Here is a 25703-nt window from a genome sequence, read left to right as displayed (position 1 = left end):
CCGCCTCCCCTTATCCTTCGTTTCTGCCGATCACATCCGCAACGCCAGCGCGGGCTGCCAGGGCCCGAGGTGGAACTTGCCATCGGGCGCGGTGCCGGTCGAGCCGAGCTCGACACCGACCTGCTGCCATTTGCCTGCCGGCGCGTCGATCACCGCCGGATCGGGACCGATGTTGAAGGCGCAGAACAGCTCTTCAGTTTCGGCCACCCGGCGGAAGCTGAGCACGTTACCGGTGGCCGTGAGATCGGTGATCTCGCCCTTGCTCAGCGCCGCATGAGCGTGGCGGAAGGCGATGGCACGGCGGTAGTGATGCAGGATCGCCGCCGGGTCCTTCTCCTGGTCCTCGACGGTCATCCGCAGGTGTTCGTGGCTCACCGGCAGCCAGGGCTTGCCCTCGGAAAAGCCGCCGTGGTGGGCATCGGGCTCCCAGACCATCGGCGTGCGGCAGCCGTCGCGGCCCTTGAAGGCTGGCCAGAACCTGATGCCATAGGGATCCTGCAGATCCTCAAAGGCCAGCACCGCCTCGGGCAGAGCAAGTTCCTCGCCCTGATAGATGCAGGCCGAGCCGCGCAAGCACATCATCAGCGTGGTGTAGAGCCGTGCCCCTGCGGCGCCGATACCCCAGCGCGTGACATGGCGCTCGACGTCGTGGTTGGAAAAGGCCCAGCAGGCCCAACCGCCGCCTGCCACCTCGGCGACCTTGTCCATCACCTCCTTGACGTATTCGGCGGTCGGTGCGCGCTGCGACAGCAGCTCGAAGGCGTAGGACATCTGCAGGTGATCATTGCCCGAGGTGTATTCGCCCAGCACCTCGAGGCCCCGCAGGTCCTCGCCGATTTCGCCCACGGCGGCGGCGTTGTAGCGGTCCATGAGCTTGCGCAGCTTGGCGAGGAATTCGAGGTTCTCGGGCTGGGTCTTGTCGTAGAGATGTTCCTGCCAGGTGTAGGGGTTCACCGCCGGGGCAGTGATCGGGTTGCGCCGCTCGGGCGGCAGCGCCGGGTTGTCGCGCAGCTTGGCGTCATGCACGTAGAAGTTCACCGTATCGAGCCGGAAGCCGTTGACCCCGCGGTCGAGCCAGAACTCCGCCACGTCGAGCAGCGTCTTCTGCACCTCGGGCTCGTGGAAGTTGAGGTCGGGCTGCGAGGTGAGGAAGTTGTGCAGGTAGTACTGGCAGCGCGTGGTGTCCCATTGCCAGGCGGAGCCGCCGAAGATCGACAGCCAGTTGTTCGGCGGCGTGCCGTCGGGCTTGGCGTCGGCCCAAACGTACCAATTGGCGCGCGGGTTGTCCTTGGAGCTGCGGCTCTCCTGGAACCAGGGATGCTGGTCAGAGCTGTGCGACATGACGAGGTCGATCAGCACCTTCAGGCCGAGCTTGTGGGCGGTCTCGATCAGCACGTCGAAATCGGCGAGGCTGCCGAACATCGGGTCGACGTCGCAATAGTCGCTGACGTCGTAGCCGAAGTCCTTCATCGGCGAACGGAAGAAGGGCGAGATCCAGACCGCGTCGACCCCCATCGAGGCAATGTGCGGCAGCCGGCGCGAGATGCCGAGCAGATCGCCCACGCCGTCGCCGTTGCTGTCCTGAAAACTGCGCGGATAGACTTGGTAGATCACCGCGCCGCGCCACCAGTCGCGGTCTTCGGTCGAGGGCACGGGAAGGGTGTTCTTGCTCATGTATTGGGTCTTTCGATCACTTGACGGAGCCTGCCAGCAGGCCGCGCACGAGGTATTTCTGCATCGCGAAGAAGACAACCAGCGGCACCACGATCGACACGAAGGCCGAGGTTGCAAGGATCTCCCATTGTCCGCCGCGCGAACCCATCAGGTTGACCAGCCGCGCCGTCAGCACCAGCCGGTCGTCGTCGGTGCCAAGGAAGACCAGCGCGACCAAGAGGTCGTTCCAGGTCCAGAGGAACTGGAAGATGGCAAAGCTCGCCAGCGCCGGGAAAGACAGCGGCAGCACGATCTTGGTGAAAATCTGGAAGTCCGACGCGCCGTCGACGCGGGCGTTCTCGATGATGTCCTTGGGCAGGCCGACCATGTAGTTGCGCAAGAGGTAGATGGCGAGCGGCAGCCCGAAGCCGGTGTGGGCCAGCCAGACCCCGAGGTAGCCCTTGCCGATGCCGATCGCGTTGTGCAGCTGCAGCAGCGGGATCAGCGCCAGCTGAAGCGGCACGACAAGCAGCGCCACCACCGCGGCGATCAGCAGCGCTCGGCCGGGGAATTCCATCCAGGCCAGCGCATAGGCGGCAAAGGCAGCGACGAGGATCGGGATCACCGTCGCCGGGATCGACACGGTCAGCGTGTTGAGAAACGCCTGCCCGACCCCTGCCCCCGCGGTCGTGCCGAAAAGCACGTTCTTGTAGTTCTCGAGCGTGAACTCGGGTGGTGTCGTGGCCGTGGCAAAGACCCGTGGCAGGCGCTCGCCCTCGAAGCTCTGCGGCGCTGTGAGGCGGAAATCGCCCGATTGCTCCACTGTCAGCGCCCAGCCATCCTGCAGCTCGACTTCGGCGTCCGGCTCGTAGGCCTCGGGCTCGCGCGACGAGGTGCCCCAGGCCGAGAGCGTGGTTTCGGCACTGCCGAAGAGGTTGCCGTCGATCACGTAGAGCCCGCCTTCTTCGCGCTCTTCGCCCGAGATCCGGATTGCCGGGAGCTGCCCCTTCTGCGCCGAGAAGGCCGACCACCAGCCCGAGTTGCTGATCTGCTCGGCGGTGCGGAACGACGAGACCAAGAGGCCCACCGTCGGAAAGAGCCAGAGCGCCACGAGCAGCGCCACCGAGATGTGGACCGCCCAGGTGAGGGTCGATTTCTGTCCTGCCATGCCTTCCATGTTCCGCCCTCCTCAGCGCGTCTCGCGGCGCGCGTTGATCACGTTCCACACCAGGATCGGCGAGACCAGCAGCATGATCACCATCGCCGCGGCCGAGCCGACGCCCCAGTCGAAGGCGCGGAAAAGCTTGTCATACATGTAGTTGGCCAGAACCTGCGTCTGCCACTGGCCATTGGTCATGGCGAGCACGATGTCGAAGACCTTGAGCACCACGAGGGTGATCGTGGTCCAGACCACGACGATGGTCGACCGGATTTGCGGCACCTTGATATTGAAGAAGATCTGGAACGGGTTCGCACCGTCGACGATGGCGGCCTCGACCGTCTCCTCGGGGATGCCGCGCAGCGCTGCGCCGAGGATCACCATGGCAAAGCCCGTCTGGATCCAGACCAGCACCACCATCAGCAGGAAATTGTTCCACGGCGTGATGGTCAGCCAGGTCTGCGGCTCGCCGCCGAGCCAGACCCAGACCGCGTTGAGGATACCGATCTGCTCCTGCCCGATCGGACGGAAATCATAGACCAGCTTCCAGATCACCGAGGCGCCTACGAAAGAAATCGCCATCGGCATGAAGATCAGAGATTTGGCGAGATTGCCCCAGCGGATGCGGTCGGTGAGCTGCGCCGCCAGCAGGCCGAAGCCGGTCGAAGCGGCGGGCACCACGATCAGCCAGAGCATGTTGTTGCGGATCGCCTCCCAGAATTTCGCCTCGCGCAGCATCTGCTGGTAGTTGGCGAGCCCGACGAAGGCGCCCCCCTGGTTGCGGTCGGTCAGCGACAGCCAGAAGGTCGCCACCACGGGATAGGCCAGGTAGAGCCCCAGCGCGAAGATCGCGGGAAAGAGAAAAAGCCAGGGCCGGATCATCTCGGCGCGGCGGATGTTGCGGCCGATGTTGGGGCCGCGGGCGGGGAAGAGAACCTTGTCGATCAGCTGGTTCGATAGCCAGAAATAACCGATGCAGCCGCCGAGCCCGATCACGATGGTCAATACGGCCTGAAGTGCCGGATGCATGACGTCCTCCCCGTCGCTTGCAGTCGTTCGGGGCGCCGCAACTTCCCTAGAAGGGCGGCGCCCCGCGTCGAGTTTACCCCGAGTTACTTGTTCGCGTCCCAGCTTTTCTGGATCGCGGTCGCCACGTCCTCGGCCGACCTGCCGCCGACGTAATCGACCATCCCGGTCCAGAAGCTGCCTGCGCCGACGGCGCCGGGCATGAGATCAGAGGCGTCGAAACGGAAGGTGGTCGCGTCCAGAAGGATCTCGCCCATCTTCTTCAGCGGCGGGCTGCCGTAGAGCTCTGCGTTGGCTTCCTTGTAGGGGGTCAGGAAGCCCGACTGCGCCATCCAGATCTCATGCGCGATGGGCGTCTGCAGGAACTCGATGAAGGCGCGCGATGCGTCGCTGTCCTTGGTGATGAACGCCAGCGTGCCCGCACCCAGCACCGGCTGGCCGAGGTCCTTCTCGGCATAGGCGGGCATGTAGAAGAAATCCGCGTCCACGCCCATCTCGGTGCCTTCGGGGAAGAAGGTCGGGATGAAGCTGGCCTGGTGATGCATGTAGCATTGCGGCGGCGAGGCGAAGAGACCCGCCGGGCTTTCGCGGAAGTCGGTGGTGGCCACTGCGCCGGCGCCGCCATTGACGAAGGCGTCGTTCTTGGCGAACCAGCCGAATTCCTCGATCGCCTCGATCACCTTGGGATCGTCGAACTTGACCTCATTGGTCACCCATTGGTCATAGACCTCGGGCGGCTGCACGCGCAGCATCATATCCTCGACCCAGTCGGTAGCCGGCCAGCCGGTCGCCCCACCCGAGCCCAGACCGATGCACCAGGGCGTCTCGCCCTCCTCGGCGATCTGCTCGGTCAGGGCCTTGAGATCCTCCATGGTCTCGGGAACATCGTAGCCCGCATCCTCGAAGTTCTCGGGGACGTAGAAAACCAGCGACTTCACGTCGATCTTGTAGGGGAAGGCGTAGAGCTGCCTGCCGTCCTTGCCCTCGAAGGAGCCGAGGCTCACCCAGCTGTCGCCGGCGGCGTAATTCTCGCGCAGCCAGTCGGCGGTCTCGTCGCCAAGCGGGGTGACGTAGCCCTTTTTCACCAGGTCGGCGATCAGGCCGGGCTGCGGCAGGATCGCGATGTTGGGCGGGCTGCCCGCCTCGGTGTCGATGACGATCTGCTGCTCGTAGGTCTCGGACGAGGAATAGCTGACATCGGCACCGGTAGCCTGCTCGAAGTAGGCCAGCACCGTCTCGACCAGTTGCTGGTCGTCGCCGCGCCAGGGGCCGAAGATGCTCAGGGTCTGGCCCGACAGGTCATGCTCGGCCGCGAAGGCGTCGAGGCTGTCCCAGTTGAAATCGCCCTCGCCGGGGGTGAACACCATCTCGGCCTGGGCTGCGCCCGCGCAGAGCGCCAACGCCGCCACCGAGCCGAGAATGGCGCGCGTGCCGCGAACGGGTGTGTTTCGCTTGGTCATGTCGTCAAAGTCCTCCCGTGTTGTCACGGCTCCCAGGGCCGCGAGAGATGTGGTCAATTCGGACGCGCTGGAGGCACTCCTCACCCCAAAGCGCTTTGAGCCACGAGCAGCCTCACGCGTTTGCCCCCCTGTTGTCAATCATGCAATGGCCTAGGTGATCGGAAATTACATGCCGCACTGCAGCTAATCTAGGCGTTTTGCAAAGGGTCTTCCCGACCGCCCCGTTTTGCCGTTACTGTCGGAAGGTACCGAAGCGCTTTGGAAGACCGCTGATGAACCTCAAGCAACTGGCCGCGCATCTTAATCTCTCGCAAACCACCGTGAGTCGCGCGCTCAACGGCTATCCGGAGGTCAACGAGCAGACCCGCAAGCGCGTCATGGAGGCGGCGCAGGCGCTCAACTATGCACCGAACGCACGGGCGAAGGGGCTGGCGACGGGGCGCGCCATGACCATCGGCCACGTCATCCCCTTCTCGCACCAGCACCAGATGATGAACCCTGTGTTCGGTGATTTCATAGCTGGCGCATCGGATGAATACGTCAAGGCCGGATACGACATGACCCTGTCGATGACCGGCGATCGCGACGAGGAAGAGAACTACCGGCGGCTCAAGGCCAAGGGCAATGTCGACGGGATCATCGTGCATGGTCCCTCGATGAAGGACGGGCGGATCCCCTTCCTGCGGCAGCTTGGCCTGCCCTTCGTGGTGCATGGACGCGCCACGGATCTCGACATGCCCTACAGCTGGGTCGACATGAACAACACCCATGCCTTCCAGCGTGCCACCGACTTCCTGCTGGACCTCGGGCATCGCCGGATCGCCTTGATCAACGGGCTCGAGTTCATGGATTTCGCCTACCGCCGCCGCGTCGGCTTCGAACAGGCGATGGCCGGGCGAGGCGTGGCCGTCGATCCCCGCCACTTGAGCGCTGGCGAGATGACCGAGAGCTACGGCTTCGAGAGCGCCGCGCGCATGCTCGCCCTGCCCGACCGGCCCACGGCGATGATCACCTCGTCCGTCATTGCCGCCATCGGCATCCGCCGCGCCATCCATGCCGCCGGGCTGGAGATGGGCCGCGACATCTCGGTGATCACCCATGACGACGATCTGAGCTTCCTGCGCAACGGGCCGGATGTGCCGATCTTCACCGCCACGCGTTCCTCGGTCTACGAGGCCGGGCGGATCGCCGCGGCGATGCTGCTGGCGCATATCGCCGATCCAGAGAGTCCGGCGCAGTCCCGCCTGCTTGAGGCGCAGCTCATCATCGGTGGCTCCACCGGCCCCGTGCCGCAAGACACCCGCTAACCACTGGGCCTCTCCAAGCCTCAGCCCCCCTTTCCCTCGAATCGACAAGGACAAGCCATGCAGTTCACCCGCAAGGATTTTCCCGAGGATTTCCTCTTCGGCGTCGCCACCTCCAGCTACCAGATCGAGGGCCATGCCTTTGGCGGCGCTGGCCGCACCCACTGGGATGATTTCGCCGCCACGCCCGGCAATGTCGTGCGCGCCGAGAACGGCGACCGGGCCTGCGATCATTACCACCGCTACCAGGAGGATCTCGACCTGGTGAAGGCCGCAGGGCTCGATGCCTACCGCTTTTCCACGAGCTGGGCGCGGGTGCTTCCCGAGGGGCGCGGACAGGTGAACCAAGAGGGGCTCGACTTCTACGACCGGCTCACCGACGCCATGCTCGAGCGCGGCATCAAGCCCTGCGCCACGCTCTACCACTGGGAGCTGCCTTCGCCGCTCGCCGATCTCGGGGGTTGGCGCAACCGGGACGTGGCGAGCTGGTTCGGCGACTTCACCGAGGTGCTGATGAAGCGCATCGGCGACCGCATGTATTCTGTCGCGCCGATCAACGAGCCCTGGTGCGTCGCCTGGCTGTCGCACTTCATGGGGTTCCACGCGCCCGGCCTGCGCGACATCCGCGCCACCGCCCGTGCCATGCACCACGTCCTGCTCGCCCATGGCCGCGCCATCGAGGTGATGCGCGGGCTTGGCATGCAGAACCTCGGCGGGGTCTTCAACATGGAATGGTCGAGCCCCGACAATGACACCCCCGACGCCCGCCATGCCGCCGAACTCTACGATGGCATCTACAACCGCTGGTTCACCGGCGGCGTGTTCAAGGGCGAATACCCGCAGATCGTGCTCGATGGCCTCGAGCCGCATATGCCCTCGAACTGGCAGGATGATTTCGGGCTGATCACGCAGAAGCTCGACTGGTGCGGGCTGAATTACTACACGCGCAAGGTGATCTCTCCCACCAAGGGGGCCTGGCCTTCGCTGGAAGAGGTCGAAGGACCTTTGCCCAAGACCTTCATGGACTGGGAAATCTACCCGCAGGGCCTGTCGCAGTTCCTTACCCGGATGGCGCGGGAATACACCGGCGACATCCCGCTTTACGTCACCGAGAACGGCATGGCCGCGCCCGATCCCCTGGTGGACGGCGGCGTGGACGATCAGGACCGCATCGCCTATCTCGACGACCATCTCGCCGAGGTCCGCAAGGCCATCGCGGGCGGTGCGCCGGTGAAGGGCTATTTCGCCTGGTCGCTGCTCGACAATTACGAATGGAGCCTCGGCTACGAAAAACGCTTCGGGCTGGTCCACGTGGACTTCGACACCCTTGAACGTACGCCCAAAGCCTCTTACCACGCGCTGGCGAGAGCGCTAACGGAGTAAGGCATCATGAGCAGCGGCGGCACGGCAGTTCTGGCGGATATCGGCGGCACGAACACCCGGGTGGCGCTTTGCGAAGGCAGCAGGCTGATCGAAGGATCGGTGATGCGCTACCGCAATGCCGAGAACGACGGGATCGGTGCTGTCCTGAAGCATTACCTTGCCGAAAAGGGCGCAACGGTCGACGCCGCCTGCGTCGCGGTGGCCGGCCCGGTGCGCGACGGCGCGGGGCGCCTGACCAACATCGACTGGGAAATCGATCGCCCGACGCTTGCCGAGGCCACAGGCGCCGAGACCATTTCGGTGCTCAACGATCTCCAGGCGCAGGGCCATGCGCTCGGACATATCGCCGAGGACTGCCTCACCCCGATCCTGCGTGGGCTGCCCGCCAGCCCGCAGGCGGCGCGGCTGGTTGTCGGCATCGGCACCGGGATGAACGCCGCCCCGGTGTTCCGGCTCGGCGAGCGGACGCTGGTGCCGCCGTCGGAAGCGGGCCACGTGGCCATCCCGGTACAGACCGACGACGAGATGCGCCTGCTGCGCTACATCGAGCGCAAGCACCAGGGGCCGAGCGTCGAGCACATCCTGTCGGGCCGCGGCTTCGAGCGCGTCTACGCCTGGCTCTGCGACGAGGACGGCGCAGGGGAGCCGCTGGAGGCGCAGCAGATCATGGAGGCCGCGCAAGCCGGCACGGATGAGCGCGCCTTGCGGGCCATCGAGGTCTTCGTGAGGATGATGGGCCGGGTGTGTTCCAACCTGGCACTCACCACCCTGCCCTTCGGCGGCATCTATCTGATTGGCGGCGTGGCGCGGCACTTCGGTCCCTACCTGACCTCCGGCGCATTCGAGCAGGCGTTTTGCGACCGTGGGCGCTTCGCCGAGTTCATGACGCAGTTCCCGGTGAGCCTTGTGACCGACGATTATGCGGCGCTCACAGGTTGTGCCTGCCACTTGAGCGAATTGCCGTAAATCTCGGCGCAATCTTCAAGGCGGTTGCCTTTGTGTAACAAAAACTGTTCATCAATCGTGCAGACGCCCTAGGTCGACCGGCGCAACCCTTCGTCTTTTCCAAAAGCGAGTGCCTTACCCATGAGCCAATCCGCCTCCCTGCGCGAGTCCATCCTCCAGCACCTTCGCTACTCCTTCGGCAAGGATCCCGAGCACGCGATCCTCGAGGACTGGCGCATGGCGCTGAGCTACGCGGTGCGCGACCGGATCACCGATGCCTGGATCGCGGCAACCGGCAAGACCTACGACTCGGAGGCAAAGCGGGTCTACTACCTGTCGATGGAATTCCTCATCGGCCGGCTGCTCGAAGACGGGATCGTCAACCTCGAGCTGGTCGAGGAAGCCAAGGCCGTGCTCGAGGAATTCGGCAAGGATTACGCGATGGTGCTGGCCGACGAGCCCGACGCGGCGCTCGGCAACGGTGGCCTCGGGCGCCTGGCCGCCTGCTTCCTCGAGAGCCTCTCGACTGTCGGCTGTCCGGCGCACGGTTACGGCATTCGCTACGAACACGGGCTCTTTCGCCAGAGCTTTGTCGACGGGCGCCAGGTCGAGCAGCCTGAACTCTGGCTTGAACAGCGTCACGCCTGGGAATTCGAACGCCCCGAGGTGCGCTACCGCATCGGCTTCGGCGGCCATGTCGACAAGCGCGGCGAGACCGTGCGCTGGTATCCCGGCGAAGTGGTCGAGGCCGAAGCCTTCGACACGCCGGTCGTCGGCTGGAAGGGCCGCTGGGCCAACACGCTGCGGCTCTGGTCGGGCCGGGCCATCCACCCCTTCGACCTTGACCGGTTCAACCACGGCGATTTTGCTGGCGCAGCTCAGCCCGAGGCGCTGGCGCGCACCATCTCTCGCGTGCTCTATCCCGATGACACCACCGAGCAGGGCAAGGAGCTGCGGCTCAAGCAGGAGTACTTTCTGACCGCCGCCGCCCTGCGCGACATCCTGCGCCGCTTCAACAACCAGTTCGGCGACCTGCGCAAGCTGCCCTCCAAGGTGGCGATCCAGCTCAACGACACCCACCCGGCCATCGCCGGCCCCGAGTTGATCCGAGTTCTACATGACGAGCGCGGCCTGTCCTTCGAGGAGTCGATGGAGATCGCCCGCGGCTGCCTGAGCTACACCAACCACACGCTTCTGCCCGAAGCGCTGGAGACCTGGGACGAGTCGCTCTTCGGTCGGCTCCTGCCGCGCCATATCGAGCTGATCGATCAGATCGACAGCACCCACGCCAAGCAGAACCCGTCGCGGCTGAACTCCATGCGGGCCGACCACCAGGTGAAGATGGGCCAGCTCAGCTTTGTCATGGCGCATCACGTCAACGGCGTCTCGGCGCTGCACACCGAGCTGATGAAGACCACCGTCTTCGAAGAGCTGCACACCCTGCATCCGAACCGCATCGTCAACGAAACCAACGGCGTCACCCCGCGGCGCTGGCTGCTCGGCTGCAACCCGCGCCTTGCCGGGCTGATCACCGAGGCGATCGGCGAGGATTGGGTCGATGATCTCGAGCAGCTCGAAAAGCTCGAGCCCTTCATCGAGGACAGCGGCTGGCTCGACCGCTATGCGAAGGTCAAGCGCGACAACAAGGCAGAGCTGTCGACCTGGATGGCCGAGGGGTACGGGCTTCACGTCGACCCCGAAATGCTCTTTGACGTTCAGATCAAGCGGTTGCACGAATACAAGCGCCAGCACCTCAACATCCTCGAGACCATCGCCTATTGGGCCGAGATCCGCGACAACCCCAATGCCGACTGGACGCCGCGCCTCAAGCTCTTCGGCGGCAAGGCCGCGCCGGGCTATTTCTTTGCCAAGGACATCATCCGGCTGATCAACGACGCCGCCGCGGTGATCAATGCCGATCCGGTAACCGCGCCCTATCTCAAGATCGCCTTCCTGCCGAACTACAACGTCAGCCTCGCAGAGCGGATGATCCCCGCTGCGGATCTTTCGGAGCAGATCTCGACCGCGGGCAAGGAAGCCTCGGGCACCGGCAACATGAAGTTCGCGCTGAACGGCGCGCCGACCGTCGGCACGCTCGACGGCGCCAACGTCGAGATCCGCGCGCATGTCGGAGCCGAGAACTTCTTCCTCTTCGGCATGACCGCCGAAGAGGTGATGGAGCGCCGCAAGGTCGAGGGCCACGCCTGGCAGGCGGTGCAGGCCGATCCGCGCCTCAAGCGCGCGCTCGATCTGATCCGCGACGGGCGTTTCTCGCCCGGCGAGCCCGACCGCTATCATGGCATCACCGCCAATCTCGAAGGCGCAGATTACTTCCTCGTCTGCTCGGATTTCACCGACTACTGGCGCGCGCAGCGCGAGGTGGATGCGGCCTTCAAGGACAGCCGGGCCTGGGCGAAGATGGCGGCGCTGAACACCGCGCGCTCGGGCTGGTTCTCTTCCGACAGGACGATCCGCGGCTACATGAACGACATCTGGGGCGCGGCAAGTCTTCTCTGAGCGAAAGGACTCTTACCGGTTCCCGATGCCTGAGATCATTGCCAGATGCGCGGATCCGACTACAGTCACGTCATGAGCACCGCGTCCACATCCCTCGACACTGCCCTGCTGCGGCTGCTGCGGGGCCATCACGACGATCCCTTTGCCGTCCTTGGTCCGCACGAGCAGGACGGCGCACGATACGTCACCACCTACGACCCCGGCGCCGACCGCATGTGGGCCCTGGTCAGGGGCGTGCGCCACCCGCTCGAGCCGACCAACGTACCGGGCTTCTTCCGAGGCCCGGTGCCGGGTGACATGGCCTATATTCTCCTCGGCGAAGACCACGGCGAGGACGGCGAGCCGCGGGTCTACGAGCGCGAAGACCCCTACCGCTTCGGCCCGGTGCTCGGCGAGATCGACGAGTACCTGCTGGGCGAAGGCAGTCACCAGCGGCTCTGGGAGGCGCTCGGCGCCCATGTGATGACCCACGAAGGCGTGGCGGGCACCCATTTCGCTGTTTGGGCACCGAATGCCAAGCGCGTCTCGGTCGTGGGCGATTTCAACTGGTGGGACGGGCTGCGCAATCCCATGCGCCGCCGGGGCGCCACCGGCGTGTGGGAAATCTTCCTGCCAAATGTCGGCGACGGGGCCTTCTACCGCTACGAGATCGTCGGCCCCGACGGGACCGTGCAGCCGCGCAAGGCCGATCCCATCGGCTTCGGCTCCGAACACCCGCCCGCCAATGCCTCGATCGTGCGCGACATCACGGGCTACGGCTGGACGGACGATGCGTGGTTCGAGACCCGGGCCGAGGCGCAGAGCCGCTCCGCGCCGATCTCGATCTACGAGGTCCACCTTCCTTCGTGGCGGCGCAAGGATTGGGGCCGGCCGATCTCCTACATCGAGGCCGCCGAAGAGCTGGTCGACTACGTCGCCGATATGGGCTTCACGCACATCGAACTGATGCCGATCAGCGAATACCCGTTTGACGGCTCCTGGGGTTACCAGCCCATCGGCATGTTCGCCCCGACCATCCGCCACGGTTTGCCCCACGAGTTCCGCGACCTGGTGAATGCCGCGCACCGCGCCGGGATCGGGGTGATCCTCGACTGGGTGCCGGGCCACTTCCCCACCGACGCGCATGGCCTTGGGCGCTTCGACGGCACCGCGCTCTACGAGCACGCCGACCCCAAGGAGGGCTTCCACCACGACTGGAACACGCTGATCTACAACTACGGCCGCGCCGAGGTGGCCAACTACCTGACCGCCAACGCGCTCTACTGGCTCGAGGAGTACCATGCCGACGGGCTGCGGGTGGATGCGGTCGCCTCGATGCTCTACCGCGATTATTCCCGCCCCGCGGACCAATGGGTGCCCAACAAGGACGGCGGCCGCGAGAACTACGAGGCGATCGCGATGCTGCGCCGGATGAACACCGAGTGCTACGGCCAGCACCCCGGAATCATGAACGTTGCCGAGGAAAGCACCGCCTACCCGGGCGTGTCGTCGCCGGTGGATCAGGACGGGCTTGGCTTCGGCTTCAAGTGGAACATGGGCTGGATGAACGACACGCTCGATTACATCCGCAAGGACCCCATCTACCGCAGCTACCACCACCACCAGATGACTTTCGGGCTGGTCTACGCCTTTTCCGAGAACTTTATCCTGCCGATCAGCCACGACGAGGTGGTACACGGTAAGGGCTCGATGCTGGGCAAGATGCCGGGCAACCAGTGGGAGAAGTTCGCCAACCTGCGCGCCTACTACGGCTTCATGTGGGGCCACCCGGGTAAGAAGCTGCTGTTCATGGGGCAGGAGTTCGCGCAGGCGCACGAGTGGAACCACGATGCCGAGATCGACTGGGCCTGTCTCGACGATCCTCAGCATGCCGGGATCCAGCGCCTGATCCGAGATCTCAACGGACTCTATTGCGAGACACCTGCCCTGCACGCCAAGGACTGCGAGGAAGAGGGCTTTGCCTGGATCGCCGGAGGCGACACCGGAAACTCGGTTTTCTCGTGGATTCGCCGCGGCCGGTCGGACGAACCCGAGGTGGCGGTGATCTGCAATTTCACGCCTGCCGAGCAGCCGCGGTACCGCATCGGCCTGCCCGACACCGGTGTCTGGCGCGAGGCGCTGAACACCGATGCAGGCATCTACGGCGGAGGCAATCGCGGGAATTTCGGCCGCGTCATCGCCGACGACGAGCCCAGCCACGGCTATCCCGCCTCGGCCGAGCTTTTCCTGCCGCCACTTTCGGCGATCTTCCTCGTTCGCGAGGACAGCTGACTCATTCATACCCGTGTCGCGGCGGTGCCCGATACATCGCATTTAAGTAAAGGAGGAGACGAATGTCCCGACGTTCCCAGAGGCTCGCGAGCCGCAGCATGGCCTTCGTGCTCGCGGGGGGCCGCGGCTCGCGCCTGCACGAGTTGACGAATTTTCGCGTGAAGCCGGCTGTCTATTTCGGCGGCAAGGCCCGGATCATCGACTTCGCCCTCTCCAACGCGCTCAATTCCGGCATCCGCAAGATCGCGCTGGCCACGCAGTACAAGGCGCACAGCCTCATCCGACACTGCCAGCGCGGCTGGAACTTTTTTCGCGCCGAGCGCAATGAGTTCCTCGATATCCTGCCCGCCTCGCAGCGCTACAACGAGCAGACCTGGTATCGCGGCACCGTGGACGCGGTGGCCCAGAACATCGACATCATCGACAGCTACGACATCGACTATATCGTCATCCTCGCGGGCGACCACATCTACAAGATGGACTACGAGGAGATGCTCGAGCAGCACGTCGAGAGCGGCGCTCAGGTGACCGTGGGCTGCCTGACCGTGGACCGGTCCGAGGCCAGCGCCTTTGGCTGCATGGCGGTGGACGAGAGCGACCGGATCACCTCGTTCCTCGAAAAACCCAAGGACCCGCCGGGCCTGCCCGACGATCCCGGAAAGACGCTGGTCAGCATGGGCATCTACGTCTTCGACTGGAAGTACCTGCGCGGCAAGCTGGTGGAGGACCTGGGCTCGGAAAGCTCGAGCCACGACTTCGGCAACGACATGATCCCCGAGATCGTCGCCGCGGGCGGCGCGCAGGCGCACCGCTTCGAGGACAGCTGCGTGCGCGAGGCCGGCAAGCCCGCCTACTGGCGCGACGTCGGCACCATCGATGCGTTCTGGCGCGCCAATATCGACCTGACCAACTTCGACCCCGAGCTCGACCTCTGGGATACCGACTGGCCGATCTGGACCTATGCCGAGGTGGTTCCCCCCGCAAAGTTCATCCACGACGAGGAAGACCGCCGCGGATCGGCCGTCAGCTCGCTCATTGCCGGCGGCTGCATCATCTCGGGCACCGAGATTCGCGAGTCGCTGCTGTTCACCAAGGTGCACACGAATTCATATTCGGCACTCGAACGTGTGGTACTTCTGCCCAATGTCCACGTCTCGCGTCATGTCCGGCTGACCAACACCGTGGTCAATCGCGGCGTGCATATTCCCGAGGGGCTTGTGGTCGGCGAGGATCCGGAGGAAGACGCAAAGTGGTTCCGTGTCACGCCAGGCGGCGTGACGCTGATCACGCAAGGAATGCTCGACCGGAGGGAAGCCGCCAAATGACAAAAGTCCTGTCTGTCGCCTCGGAATGTGTGCCGCTGATCAAGACCGGGGGGCTTGCCGACGTGGTCGGCGCCCTGCCCGGCGCGCTGTCGGTGCACGGGGTCGACATGCGGGTGCTGCTGCCGGGCTACCGGCAAGTCATCGCCAAGCTGCCAACGCAGGAAGTGGCAGCGGACTACGACGATCTCTTCGGTGGGCCTGCGCGCGTGCTGAAAGCGCCGCTTGGGGATCAGCTGCTCTACGTGCTCGAGGCGCCGCATCTCTTTGACCGGGACGGCGGGCCCTACATGGACGCGCACGGCCATGACTGGCGCGACAACCCCGAGCGCTTCGCCGCGCTCTCTTCGGTGGCCGCGATGATCGGCGCCGACGGGATCGAGGGCTGGCGGCCACAGATCCTGCACTGCCACGACTGGCAGGCGGGCTTCGTGCCGCTCTACCTGCGCGAGCTGGGCGCCGCGGGCCGGGTCTCGACTTTGATGACCATCCACAACATCGCCTTTCAGGGCATGGCGCCGGCGTCGCGCATCGGCACGCTGGGCCTGCCGCGCACCGGCTTTCACCAGCGCGGCTACGAGTTCTGGGACAGCGTCTCGGCGCTGAAGGCGGGGCTTGTCTATGCCGACAAGCTCTCGACCGTCTCGCCCACCTATGCTGCCGAGCTGATGACCAAGGACTTCGGCATGGGGCTCGAGGGCGTGCTGCGCGAGCGGCAGGAGGATATGGTCGGCATCCTCAATGGCATCGACGAGGCGCTCTGGACGCCGCCCTACAAGACCATCGCCGAGAAGGCCGAGCACAAGGCCGCGCTGCGCAAGGAGCTGGACCTGCCGGACGACTGGCCCGGTCCGCTTTGCGTGGTGATCTCGCGGATGACCGAGCAGAAGGGGCTCGATATCCTGCTGCAGGCCCTGCCCGCGCTGCTCGATCGCGGTGGCCAGCTGGCGCTCCTCGGGTCGGGCAACCCGGGGTTGGAAGAGGCCTTCCAGCGCAAGGCGCAGAAGCACCCCGGCGTTGCGGTGCGCATCGGCTACGACGAGGAATTCGCGCATCGGCTGATGGCGGGGGGCGATGCGATTCTCGTGCCCTCGCGCTTCGAGCCCTGTGGGCTGACCCAGCTTTACGGCCTGCGCTACGGAACCCTGCCCCTGGTGGCGCTCACCGGAGGTCTGGCGGACACGGTGATCAATGCATCGCCTGCTGGATTGGCAGCAGGCTGTGCAACCGGCCTGCAATTCCACCCGGTAACCGCCCAGGCTCTGGCCCAAGCGATGATGCGGCTTATAACTCTGTACCAGGACAAGGAAACCTGGACACGCATGATGACCAACGCGATGGCCTCGCCCGTAAGCTGGACCCATTCGGCAGCGAAATACGCGGCGCTCTACCAAGACATGGTCAAGGCCAAGTCTTTATGAGGCATAGATGAGCGAGCCGGTCATCCTCGCGGGGTCCGCCAGCCCGCTCGGCGCGACATTTGATGGCGATGGCGTGAATTTCGCGGTTTTCTCGGCCCATGCCGAGGCCGTCATGCTCTGTCTCTTCGACGAGGATGGCACGGAAACTCACCGGCTCCCCCTGCCCGAGCGCGATGGCGACGTCTGGCACGGGCGGGTGCCCGGGCTCACCCCGGGCCAGCACTATGGCTTGCGCGTCGAGGGACCGTTCCAGCCACGGCAGGGGCACCGTTTCAATCCCCACAAGCTGCTGCTCGACCCCTACGCCCGCCGCATCACCGGCCACCCGCTGTGGAACGACGCGCTCTACGGGGGCACGCAGACGCGCAATACCACCGACAGCGCGCCCTTCATGCCCAAGGGCGTGGTGGTGGACACCAGCTTCGACTGGGGCGACACCAAGCCCCCCGAGACCCGGCTTGCCAAGAGCGTCATCTACGAGGCCCACGTGAAGGGTCTCACGCAGCGCTTTCCCGGCGCCGAGCACCCGGGCAGCTTTCTCGGCATCGCCTCGGACCCGGTGCTCGACTATCTGACCGACCTCGGGATCACCGCCATCGAGCTCTTGCCGGTGCAGAGCTTCCTCAACGACAGGTTTCTCGTCGACAAGGGGCTGAAGAACTATTGGGGCTACCAGACGCTCGGCTTCTTCGCCCCCGATCCGCGCTACCTCACGCAGGACGCGCTCTGGGAGTTCCAGCATATGGTCGCCCGGCTCCACGCCGCCGGGATCGAAGTCATCCTCGACGTCGTCTACAACCATAGCTGCGAGGGCGATGAACACGGGCCGACGCTCAGCTTCCGCGGGCTCGACAATGCCAGCTACTACCGGCTCCCCGAGGACAAGCGGACCTACATCAACGATACCGGGACCGGCAATACGCTCAACCTAGACCATCCGATGGTGCTGCGCATGGTGATGGACAGCCTGCGCTACTGGGCCACCACCATGGGCGTCGACGGGTTTCGTTTCGATCTGTGCTCGACGCTGGGCCGCACGCCGGAGGGGTTCGATCGCAACTCCGCCTTCTTCAAGGCGCTGCGCCAGGACCCGGTTCTGGCCGCCAAAAAGCTGATCGCCGAGCCCTGGGACATCGGCCCGGGCGGCTACCAACTCGGCGGCTACCCGCCGCCGTTCAGCGAATGGAACGACCAGTACCGCGACGGCGTGCGCCGCTTCTGGCGCGGCGATCTGGGACATGTGCCGGTGATGGCCGACCGGATCACCGGCTCGGCCGGGCTCTTCGACCATTCGGGGCGCAATGCCACCGCCTCGGTCAACCTGCTCACCGCCCATGACGGCTTCACCCTGATGGACGTGGTCTCCTACACCCGCCGCCACAACGAGGCGAACGGCGAGGACAACCGCGACGGCCACGGCGAGAACCACTCGGACAATATGGGCGTCGAAGGCCCGACCGACGATGTCGAGATCACCGCCGCCCGCGCCCTGCGCCGCCGCAACCTCATGGCGACCCTGCTGCTCAGCCAGGGAACGCCGATGATTCTCGCTGGCGACGAGATCGGCAATTCGCAGGGCGGCAACAACAACGCCTATGCACAGGATAATGAGACCGGCTGGATAGACTGGGACCATCGCGACGACGCCTTCCACGCCTTCACGCGCAAGCTCATCGCCTTTCGCAAGGCCCACCCGATCCTGCGCCAGCGCCGCTACCTGCACTCGCGCCCGCGACGGATCGACGGCGTACCGGACCTCTTCTGGTGGCGTCCCGACGGGCAGGAGATGACCCGCGCCGACTGGACCAATGGCCATCTCAAGGTGCTCTGCGCCGAGTTCCGCATGGCCTCGGGCACGCCGCTCTACAAGCAGCGCGAGGAAGCGATCTATATCGCTCTCAACGCCGGCGAGGCGGTGGAACTAACCCTGCCGCACCCAGGCGAGGGCTTTTCCTGGGTGCGCCACATCGATACCACCGACCCCGAGGCAGCCCCGCAGCGTCTCGGCGGCACCGTGACGCTCGCCGCGAACTCGGTGCTCTTGCTTGCAGAGGAGGCATGATGAGCGAGCTCGACGCCCGCGCGGAACAGGCCGGGATCCTCGGCGAATACCGCGACCTCTACGGCGCGTGGCACAGCACCCCGATCGAGACCAAGGCGGCGCTGCTCGCGGCCATGGGTTTGGACGGCGACGCGCCGCTGAACGTGCGCGACCTGCCCAAGTGGCACGTCTGCAGCCACGGCGAGCCGCCCTCTCTGGGTGTGCCCGGGGCCTGGCAGATCACACTCGAGGATGGCCGCGGGATCGAGGGCGAAGGCCGCCTGCCCGCCCTGCCGTTGGGGCGGCACCGGCTCGAATCCCGCGGCGAGATCTGCTGGCTGCTCAGCGCGCCGCCGCGCCTACCGCTGCCCGAACGCGATTGGGGGCTGATGGTGCCTCTGGCCTGCCTGCGCCCCGCGGCGCAGGGCGGCATCGGCAGCTTCGACGATCTCGCGGTGGTGGCCGAGGGCGCCGCCGCGCAGGGCGCGGGGTTCCTCGGCATCAACCCCATTCACGCAGGTTTTCACGTGGCCGATGCCGGCGGCTTCAGCCCCTACACGCCGTCGCACCGCCGCCGGCTCTCGCCGCTTTACCTGCCCACCGACACGGCCGCCACGCCCGGCCCTCTGGTGGATTTCGCCACCGAGACGCCGGCCCGGCTCGCCGCGCTCGAGGCAGAGTTCCACAACGCCCCGCCCGGCCCCGGTTTCGACGCCTGGCTGCGGCACGAGGGGGCGGAACTGCAACGCTTTGCCCTGCACCAGGCGCTGTCGGAAAAGCTGGGCGCCTATTGGGATGCCTGGGAGGCGCCGTATCAGGATCCGGCCAGCCCCGAGGTCGCGCGGGCCGCGCGCGAGCTGGCCGAGCGGGTCCGATTCCATGCCTGGCTGCAATATGCGGCCGAGGGCGCCGTTACCACAGCGCAGCGCCGCGCGCAGGCCGCGGGCATGACCCATGGGCTCTACCTTGACCTTGCCGTCGGCACCCACCCGCATGGCGCCGAGACATGGACCGACCGCGCCAGCTTTGCCACCGGCGCCAGCCTCGGCGCGCCGCCCGATGCCTTTGCGCCACAAGGGCAGAACTGGTGTCTGGCACCGTTCAACCCGGTGGTGCTGGAGGAGACCGGCTTCGAAGCCCTCGCCCTCACCCTCCGCCAGCAGCTCCGCTTCTGCGGTATGCTGCGCATCGACCATATCATCGGCTTCGAGCGCGCCTATTGGGTGCCCGACGCGGACGGGCTGCCCGGCGCCTACGTGCAGATGCCCCGCGAGGCAATGTTCGCCGTCGCGCGCATCGAAGCGGCGCGCTGCGGCGGGGTGATCATCGGCGAAGACCTTGGCGTCATCCCCGACGGGCTGCACCACGCGATGGACGAAAGCGGCCTGGTGGGCTGTCGCCTCGCCTGCTTTGAACACCGTGGCGATCCCCCCGAGTTCAAGCGCCCCGAGGATTACGACGAGGCAGTCATCGCCAGTTTCACCACCCACGATCTGCCCACCTGGAAGGGCTGGCGCGCCGGTCGCGAAATCGACATCCGTGAGCGCATCGGCCTCACTCCGCCCGAGCACGCGCAGGGCATGCGCGACTGGCGCGGGCGCGAGATCGCGGGCTTCGACTGGCTCAGCGGGCAGTTCCGCGGCGATCTTTCCCCCGAGGCGCCCGAGGCGATGTTCCACGTTCTCGCCGCCACCCGCTCCCGGCTGGTCGCCGTCCAGGTCGAGGACCTGCTGGACAGCGACGTGCAGCCCAACCTCCCGGGCACCGTCCGGGAGCATCCCAACTGGCGGCAGCGCCTGCCTTTCGGTCCGCAAGAGATTGCAAATACACCCGTTCTTGCCAATGCCGCCCGGATCATGGAAGCATCCGGGAGAAGGAGACATTCATGACGCATATCCGTACCGTACCCACCGAGCCGATCGAGGGGCAGAAGCCGGGCACGTCCGGCCTGCGCAAGAAGACACCCGTCTTCCAGAGCCACCACTATCTCGAGAATTTCATTCAAAGCATCTGGGACGGCATCGGCGGGGTCGAGGGGAAAACCCTCGTGCTCGGCGGTGACGGGCGGCACTTCAATTCGCAGGCGGCGCAGGTCGTGCTGCGCATGGCCGCGGCCAGCGGCGCCAAGAAGGTGATCGTCGGCGAGCGCGCGCTGCTTTCGACCCCGGCGGCCTCGAACTTGATCCGCAAACGCGGCGCTGACGGCGGGATCATCCTGTCGGCCAGCCACAACCCCGGCGGCCCCGAGGGCGACTTTGGCGTGAAGTACAACGCCGGCAACGGCGGCCCCGCGCCCGAGAGCATCACCGACAAGATCTTCGAGGCGACGAAGACCATCAACGAATTCCACATCCTCGACAGCCAGGACGTCGGCCTTGCTGGCACCGGCAGCGTCATGCTCGGCGATATGGAGATCGAGATCGTCGATCCCGTCGCAGATTATGCCGAGCTGATGAAGGAGATCTTCGACTTCGACGCGATCCACGCGCTGTTCCGCTCCGGCTTCACCATGCGCTTCGATGCGATGCACGCGGTCACCGGCCCCTACGCCCGGATGATCCTTGAAGAAGAGCTCGGCGCCGGCCCAGGCACGGTGATCAACGCCATCCCGCTGCCCGACTTCGGCAAGGGTCACCCGGATCCCAACCCGATCTGGGCCAAAACCCTCATGGACGAGATGATGGGCGATCATGCGCCCGATTTCGGCGCCGCCTCGGATGGCGACGGCGACCGCAACATGATCGTCGGCAAACACTGCTACGTCACCCCCTCGGACAGCCTCGCGGTTCTGGCCGCCAACGCCACGCTGGTTCCGGCCTATGCCGATGGTCTAAAGGGCGTCGCACGCTCCATGCCGACCTCGGGCGCGGTGGACCGGGTCGCCGAGAGGCTCGGCATCGATTGCTACGCCACGCCCACCGGTTGGAAGTTCTTCGGCAACCTGCTCGACGCCGGCCGCGCCACGCTCTGCGGCGAGGAAAGCGCCGGCACCGGCTCGGACCACGTGCGCGAGAAGGACGGGCTCTGGGCGGTGCTCTTCTGGCTTAATGTGCTGGCCAAGAAGCACTGCTCGGTCGCCGAACTGATGGAGGCGCACTGGCAGGAGTACGGTCGCAACTACTACTCCCGCCACGACTACGAGGGCGTCGACAGCGATGCGGCGAACGGGCTGATGGATCACGTGCGCGAACAGCTTGGCGTGCTGCCGGGCAACGAGGTCGCGGGAATGAAGGTCACCTCCGCCGAGGAATTCGCCTACGACGATCCGGTCGACGGCTCCCGCGCTGAGAAGCAGGGCCTGCAGATCGGCTTCGAGGGCGGCTCACGGCTTGTGCTGCGCCTCTCGGGGACCGGGACCGAGGGGGCGACCCTGCGCGTCTACCTCGAGAAGGTCGAGACGGACCCGGCGAAATTCGCGCTCGATCCGCAGGTCGCCCTGGCGCCGGTGATCGCCGCCGCCGAGGCCATCGCGGGCATCAAGACACGCACCGGACGCGACGCGCCCGACGTCATCACCTGATCGGAAGACAAGACCATGGACACCCTCCGCGCCATCGCCCTGATGGTGCTTGGCATGGCGTTGCTGGCTCTCAGCGACGCCTTCATCAAGCTGTCGACGCTGCAGGCGCCCTCCGGTCAGGTCATGATGGCCATCGGGCTTGGCGGCTGCTGCGTCTTCCTGATCCTCGCCCGGCTCAAGAAGCTGCCGCTGCGCCGCGCCGATGCGCTGCATCCGCGCGTGCTTTTGCGCAACCTCTTCGAAATGGTCGGCGGGCTCGGGATGATCGTCGGGCTGACCTACATCCCGCTTTCGGTGATGGCGGCGATCATGCAGACCGCGCCGCTGGCGGTGACACTGGGCGCGGCGCTGTTCCTTGGCGAGACGGTCGGCTGGCGCCGCTGGACGGCGATAGGTGTCGGTCTTGTCGGCATGCTCATGGTGATCCGCCCCTTCGGCGCGGAATTTACCGGCTGGGAGATCTTCGCCGTCGTGGGTGTGATTGGCCTTGCCGCGCGGGATCTGGTGACCCGCACGTTGCCCGCCGCGCTGCCTTCGATCGTCGTCTCGGCCTGGGGCATGGTGTCGATCGCGCCCGTAGGCCTCGTGCTGCTGATCGTCTCGGGCCGCGCCCCGGTCTTCACCCTGCCCGCCGTGGCGCCGATGCTGGCCGCTGTGGCCGTCACCGCGGCCGGCTATCTCGCGGTGACCAACGCCATGCGCATGGCCGAGGTCGCGGCGGTCTCGCCCTTCCGCTACACCCGGCTGATCTTTACCGCGAGCCTTGGCATGCTGATCTTCGGCGAGCGCCCCGACGGCTGGACCTTCGCCGGCGCCGCGCTCATCCTCGCCGCCGGGCTCTACACCTTCGTGCGCGAGCACCGGCTGGCCCGCGCGCGGCAGCGGGACGTCACCCGGGGGCTCTGAGCCCCCGGCTTTCGCCTCATCCCCCCACGACCTCGATCCCAGGCGCCCTGACGCTGTTGGCCGCGTCCACCGAGACGGTCTCGCGGGTCCGCGGCAGCGCCTCGGGCATCTCGCGCTGGATCCAGGTGATCAGCTTCTCGCGAATCTCGCAGCGCAGGTCATAGGTGCGCGGCGCGTTGCGCGCCGAGGCGAGGATGCGGATCTCCATCACACGCTCGCGGAAGTCGTTCACCTGCAGATGGCACACGTTGCCGTCCCAAAGTTCGCTCTCGCGGCAGATCTCGGTCATCTTCTCGCGGATCCGGCCGATGTCGGCGCAATGGTCGAGATAGAGCAGCACCCCGCCGATCAGCGACGATCCGTCCCGCGTCCAGTTCTGGAAGGGCTGTTCGATGAAGTAGCTCAGCGGCACGATCAGCCGCCGCCAGTCCCAGATCTTGATCACCACATAGGTGCCGGTGATCTCCTCGATCCAGCCCCATTCGCCCTCGACGATAACCGCGTCGTCGATGCGGATCGGCTGGGTGATGGCAAGCTGGATGCCGGCGATCAGGTTCTTCAGCACCGGCTGGAAGGCAAAGCCCACCACGATGCCCGCCGCCCCCGCCGAGGCCAGAAGCGACACGCCCCACTGGCGGACCCCCGGAAAGGTCATCAGGATCGCCGAGATGGTGACGATGAGGATCAGCCAGCCGGTAAGACGCACGAGGATGCGGCTCTGCGTGACGTGCTTGCGCGCCAGGAAATTGTCCTCGGCATCGAGCGAGAATTTCCTAAGCCGCACCGTCGTCCAGATGTGCAGCGCGGTGTGCACCACCCAGGCCACCAGCACGATGAAGGCGATCAGCAGCGCGTGCTGCGCGAGGTCGCGCCACGTCGCATCGAGCGGCGCCACCGCCACGCCTATGGCCAGGAAGAACACCACCAGACCCATGCGCAGCGGACGGCGGGTGCGCGACACGAGGCTGCGCCAGAAGAGTTCGCGCTTCTCCACCATCCGGGTCAGCAGGCCGAAGACCAGCCGGAACGCCAGCACCCCGACCATGAAGGCCACCCCGAGCACCGCCGTGGGCATCACCCAACCCGGCAACACAGGGATGATCGCCTCGACCGTCTCCGAAAAGTCCGCCACCTGCTGTTCGAGCTGGTCGAGCTCGGAGATGTCGGCCACCTGCTGGCCGATCTGGCTGAGTTCGTCTTCCATGCATCACGTCCGCGCGGCACCGTCCTCCCCTCGGCACCCCTCTCGCGGCCTTTCCTGCTGATCATTGCCTATGCGTCTGCAGCAAAAACCTAGAGGCCATTTCCCCAGGGGCAAAAAACAATCCTGCAAGCCCATGGAGTTGTTAGCGCAACCCCATGGGAATAGGCTATGTTAGCGTTACCGTCATTGTTTACATCTGCCGAACCCCTGTTATAGCTCGTCGCGAACCCATTCCTTTGCGAGGGACCCATGAGCATCATCATCGACATTCACGCCCGCGAGATCCTCGACAGCCGGGGCAACCCCACCGTCGAAGTCGACGTCACGCTGGAAGACGGCACCATGGGCCGCGCCGCGGTGCCCTCGGGCGCCTCGACCGGCGTGCACGAGGCCGTGGAAAAGCGCGACGGCGACAAGGCGCGCTACATGGGCAAGGGCGTGCTCGAGGCGGTGGCCGCAGTCAACGGCGAGATCGCCGAAACCATCGTCGGCTTTGACGCCACCGAGCAGCTGGCCATCGACATGGCGATGATCGAGCTCGACGGCACCGACAACAAGGGCCGGCTCGGCGCCAACGCCATCCTCGGCGTGTCGCTCGCCGTGGCCAAGGCGGCGGCAGAGTTCACCGGCCAGCCGCTCTATCGCTACGTCGGCGGCACCTCGGCGCGCGTCCTGCCGGTGCCGATGATGAACATCATCAACGGCGGCGAGCATGCCGACAACCCGATCGACATTCAGGAATTCATGATCATGCCGGTCTCGGCGACCAGCATCGGCGAAGCCGTGCGCATGGGCTCCGAGATCTTCCACACGCTGAAGAAGGAACTCTCGGCGGCGGGCATGTCGACCGGTCTCGGCGACGAGGGCGGCTTTGCGCCCGAGCTGGCCTCGACCAAGGACGCGCTCGACTTCATCCTGAAATCCATCGAGAAGGCCGGCTACAAGCCCGGAGAGGACATCTACCTCGCGCTCGACTGCGCCTCGACCGAATACTTCAAGGACGGCAAGTATGAGATGAAGGGCGAAGGCCTCTCGCTCAGCTCCGCCCAGAACGTCGACTACCTTGCCAAGCTCTGCGAAGACTACCCGATCATCTCGATCGAGGACGGCTGCGCCGAGGATGACTGGGAAGGCTGGAAGCTGCTGACCGAGAAACTCGGCGCATCGGTTCAGCTGGTCGGCGACGATCTCTTCGTCACCAACCCCGAGCGCCTTGCCATGGGCATCGATCAGGGCGTGGCCAACTCCATGCTGGTCAAGGTCAACCAGATCGGCACCCTGTCCGAGACGCTGAAGGCCGTCGATATGGCTCACCGCGCGCGTTACACCAACGTGATGTCGCACCGCTCGGGCGAGACCGAGGATGCCACCATCGCCGACCTCGCTGTCGCCACCAACTGCGGCCAGATCAAGACCGGCTCGCTGGCCCGCTCAGACCGGCTCGCCAAGTACAACCAACTGATCCGCATCGAGGAAATGCTGGGCGAAGCGGCGGAATACGCCGGCCGCTCGATCCTCAAGCGCTGATCTCGGACCACCAAGAATGGCGAAGGGCGGGGAATTTCCCCGCC

General features: G+C 65.7%; 17 protein-coding genes. 12 read left to right on the top strand and 5 right to left on the bottom strand.

Features of this window, described 5'->3' with window-relative positions; translation table 11 throughout:
• Positions 1 to 30 precede the first annotated feature (30 nt).
• The 4 genes from CEW88_RS07125 to CEW88_RS07110 all read right to left on the bottom strand — a co-directional run bounded on the left by CEW88_RS07125 (position 31) and on the right by CEW88_RS07110 (position 5298).
• Positions 31 to 1674 carry an alpha-glucosidase gene (locus CEW88_RS07125; RefSeq protein ID WP_108965442.1) on the bottom strand — a complete coding sequence of 548 codons (1644 nt, stop codon included), beginning with the start codon at positions 1672 to 1674 and terminating at the stop codon, positions 31 to 33.
• A 16-nt stretch (positions 1675 to 1690) separates the two neighbouring features.
• The gene (locus CEW88_RS07120) at positions 1691 to 2830 is read right to left on the bottom strand and encodes a carbohydrate ABC transporter permease (protein ID WP_108965440.1); all 1140 of its coding nucleotides are present in this window, start codon (positions 2828 to 2830) and stop codon (positions 1691 to 1693) included.
• 12 nt (positions 2831 to 2842) lie between these two features.
• Positions 2843 to 3841 carry a carbohydrate ABC transporter permease gene (locus CEW88_RS07115; protein WP_108965438.1) on the bottom strand — a complete coding sequence of 333 codons (999 nt, stop codon included), beginning with the start codon at positions 3839 to 3841 and terminating at the stop codon, positions 2843 to 2845.
• A gap of 83 nt (positions 3842 to 3924) precedes the next feature.
• A complete protein-coding gene (locus CEW88_RS07110; protein WP_108965436.1) occupies positions 3925 to 5298 on the bottom strand; it encodes an ABC transporter substrate-binding protein in 1374 nt (457 codons plus the stop codon).
• Positions 5299 to 5570: 272 nt separating this feature from the next.
• Here CEW88_RS07110 and CEW88_RS07105 point away from each other — a divergent pair, with 272 nt between their 5' ends.
• The 11 genes from CEW88_RS07105 to CEW88_RS07055 all read left to right on the top strand — a co-directional run bounded on the left by CEW88_RS07105 (position 5571) and on the right by CEW88_RS07055 (position 22928).
• On the top strand, positions 5571 to 6605 hold the full coding sequence (locus tag CEW88_RS07105) for a LacI family DNA-binding transcriptional regulator (protein ID WP_108965434.1): 1035 nt from the start codon (positions 5571 to 5573) through the stop codon (positions 6603 to 6605).
• 57 nt (positions 6606 to 6662) lie between these two features.
• Complete coding sequence (locus CEW88_RS07100) at positions 6663 to 7985, top strand: GH1 family beta-glucosidase (protein WP_108965432.1); 1323 nt, start codon at positions 6663 to 6665, stop codon at positions 7983 to 7985.
• Between the two features lie 6 nt (positions 7986 to 7991).
• On the top strand, positions 7992 to 8951 hold the full coding sequence (locus CEW88_RS07095) for an ROK family protein (protein ID WP_108965430.1): 960 nt from the start codon (positions 7992 to 7994) through the stop codon (positions 8949 to 8951).
• A 120-nt stretch (positions 8952 to 9071) separates the two neighbouring features.
• The gene (locus CEW88_RS07090) at positions 9072 to 11447 is read left to right on the top strand and encodes a glycogen/starch/alpha-glucan phosphorylase (RefSeq protein ID WP_108965428.1); all 2376 of its coding nucleotides are present in this window, start codon (positions 9072 to 9074) and stop codon (positions 11445 to 11447) included.
• Between the two features lie 72 nt (positions 11448 to 11519).
• Positions 11520 to 13718 (top strand): 1,4-alpha-glucan branching protein GlgB, encoded by a 2199-nt coding sequence (glgB, locus tag CEW88_RS07085; RefSeq protein ID WP_108965426.1) that lies wholly within the window; start codon positions 11520 to 11522, stop codon positions 13716 to 13718.
• A gap of 98 nt (positions 13719 to 13816) precedes the next feature.
• Positions 13817 to 15043: a glucose-1-phosphate adenylyltransferase gene (gene glgC / locus CEW88_RS07080; protein WP_254694460.1), complete on the top strand. Its 1227-nt coding sequence runs from the start codon at positions 13817 to 13819 to the stop codon at positions 15041 to 15043.
• A complete protein-coding gene (gene glgA, locus CEW88_RS07075) occupies positions 15040 to 16461 on the top strand; it encodes a glycogen synthase GlgA (protein ID WP_108965422.1) in 1422 nt (473 codons plus the stop codon). The genes glgC and glgA overlap by 4 nt, the downstream gene beginning before the upstream one ends.
• Positions 16462 to 16468: 7 nt before the next feature.
• Entirely contained in the window at positions 16469 to 18523 is a 2055-nt protein-coding gene (gene glgX, locus CEW88_RS07070; RefSeq protein ID WP_108965420.1) for a glycogen debranching protein GlgX, read from the top strand.
• Positions 18523 to 20391: a 4-alpha-glucanotransferase gene (malQ, locus tag CEW88_RS07065; RefSeq protein WP_108965419.1), complete on the top strand. Its 1869-nt coding sequence runs from the start codon at positions 18523 to 18525 to the stop codon at positions 20389 to 20391. Before glgX ends, malQ begins: the two co-directional genes overlap by 1 nt.
• Positions 20388 to 22022, top strand: coding sequence for an alpha-D-glucose phosphate-specific phosphoglucomutase (locus CEW88_RS07060; protein ID WP_108965417.1), 1635 nt, complete (start codon positions 20388 to 20390; stop codon positions 22020 to 22022). Before malQ ends, CEW88_RS07060 begins: the two co-directional genes overlap by 4 nt.
• Positions 22023 to 22037: 15 nt before the next feature.
• A complete protein-coding gene (locus tag CEW88_RS07055) occupies positions 22038 to 22928 on the top strand; it encodes a DMT family transporter (protein WP_108965416.1) in 891 nt (296 codons plus the stop codon).
• Positions 22929 to 22944: 16 nt separating this feature from the next.
• On the opposite strand, the gene CEW88_RS07050 is transcribed toward CEW88_RS07055, so the two are convergent.
• Positions 22945 to 24132, bottom strand: a complete 1188-nt coding sequence (locus tag CEW88_RS07050; RefSeq protein ID WP_108965414.1) for a mechanosensitive ion channel family protein — start codon at positions 24130 to 24132, stop codon at positions 22945 to 22947.
• Between the two features lie 249 nt (positions 24133 to 24381).
• Here CEW88_RS07050 and eno point away from each other — a divergent pair, with 249 nt between their 5' ends.
• Entirely contained in the window at positions 24382 to 25659 is a 1278-nt protein-coding gene (gene eno / locus CEW88_RS07045) for a phosphopyruvate hydratase (protein ID WP_108965412.1), read from the top strand.
• The last annotated feature ends 44 nt before the right edge of the window (positions 25660 to 25703 follow it).

The organism is Alloyangia pacifica (assembly GCF_003111685.1).
In the GTDB taxonomy this organism is placed as follows: Bacteria; Pseudomonadota; Alphaproteobacteria; order Rhodobacterales; family Rhodobacteraceae; genus Salipiger; species Salipiger pacificus_A.
This window is presented reverse-complemented; position numbering and strand designations above follow the sequence as displayed.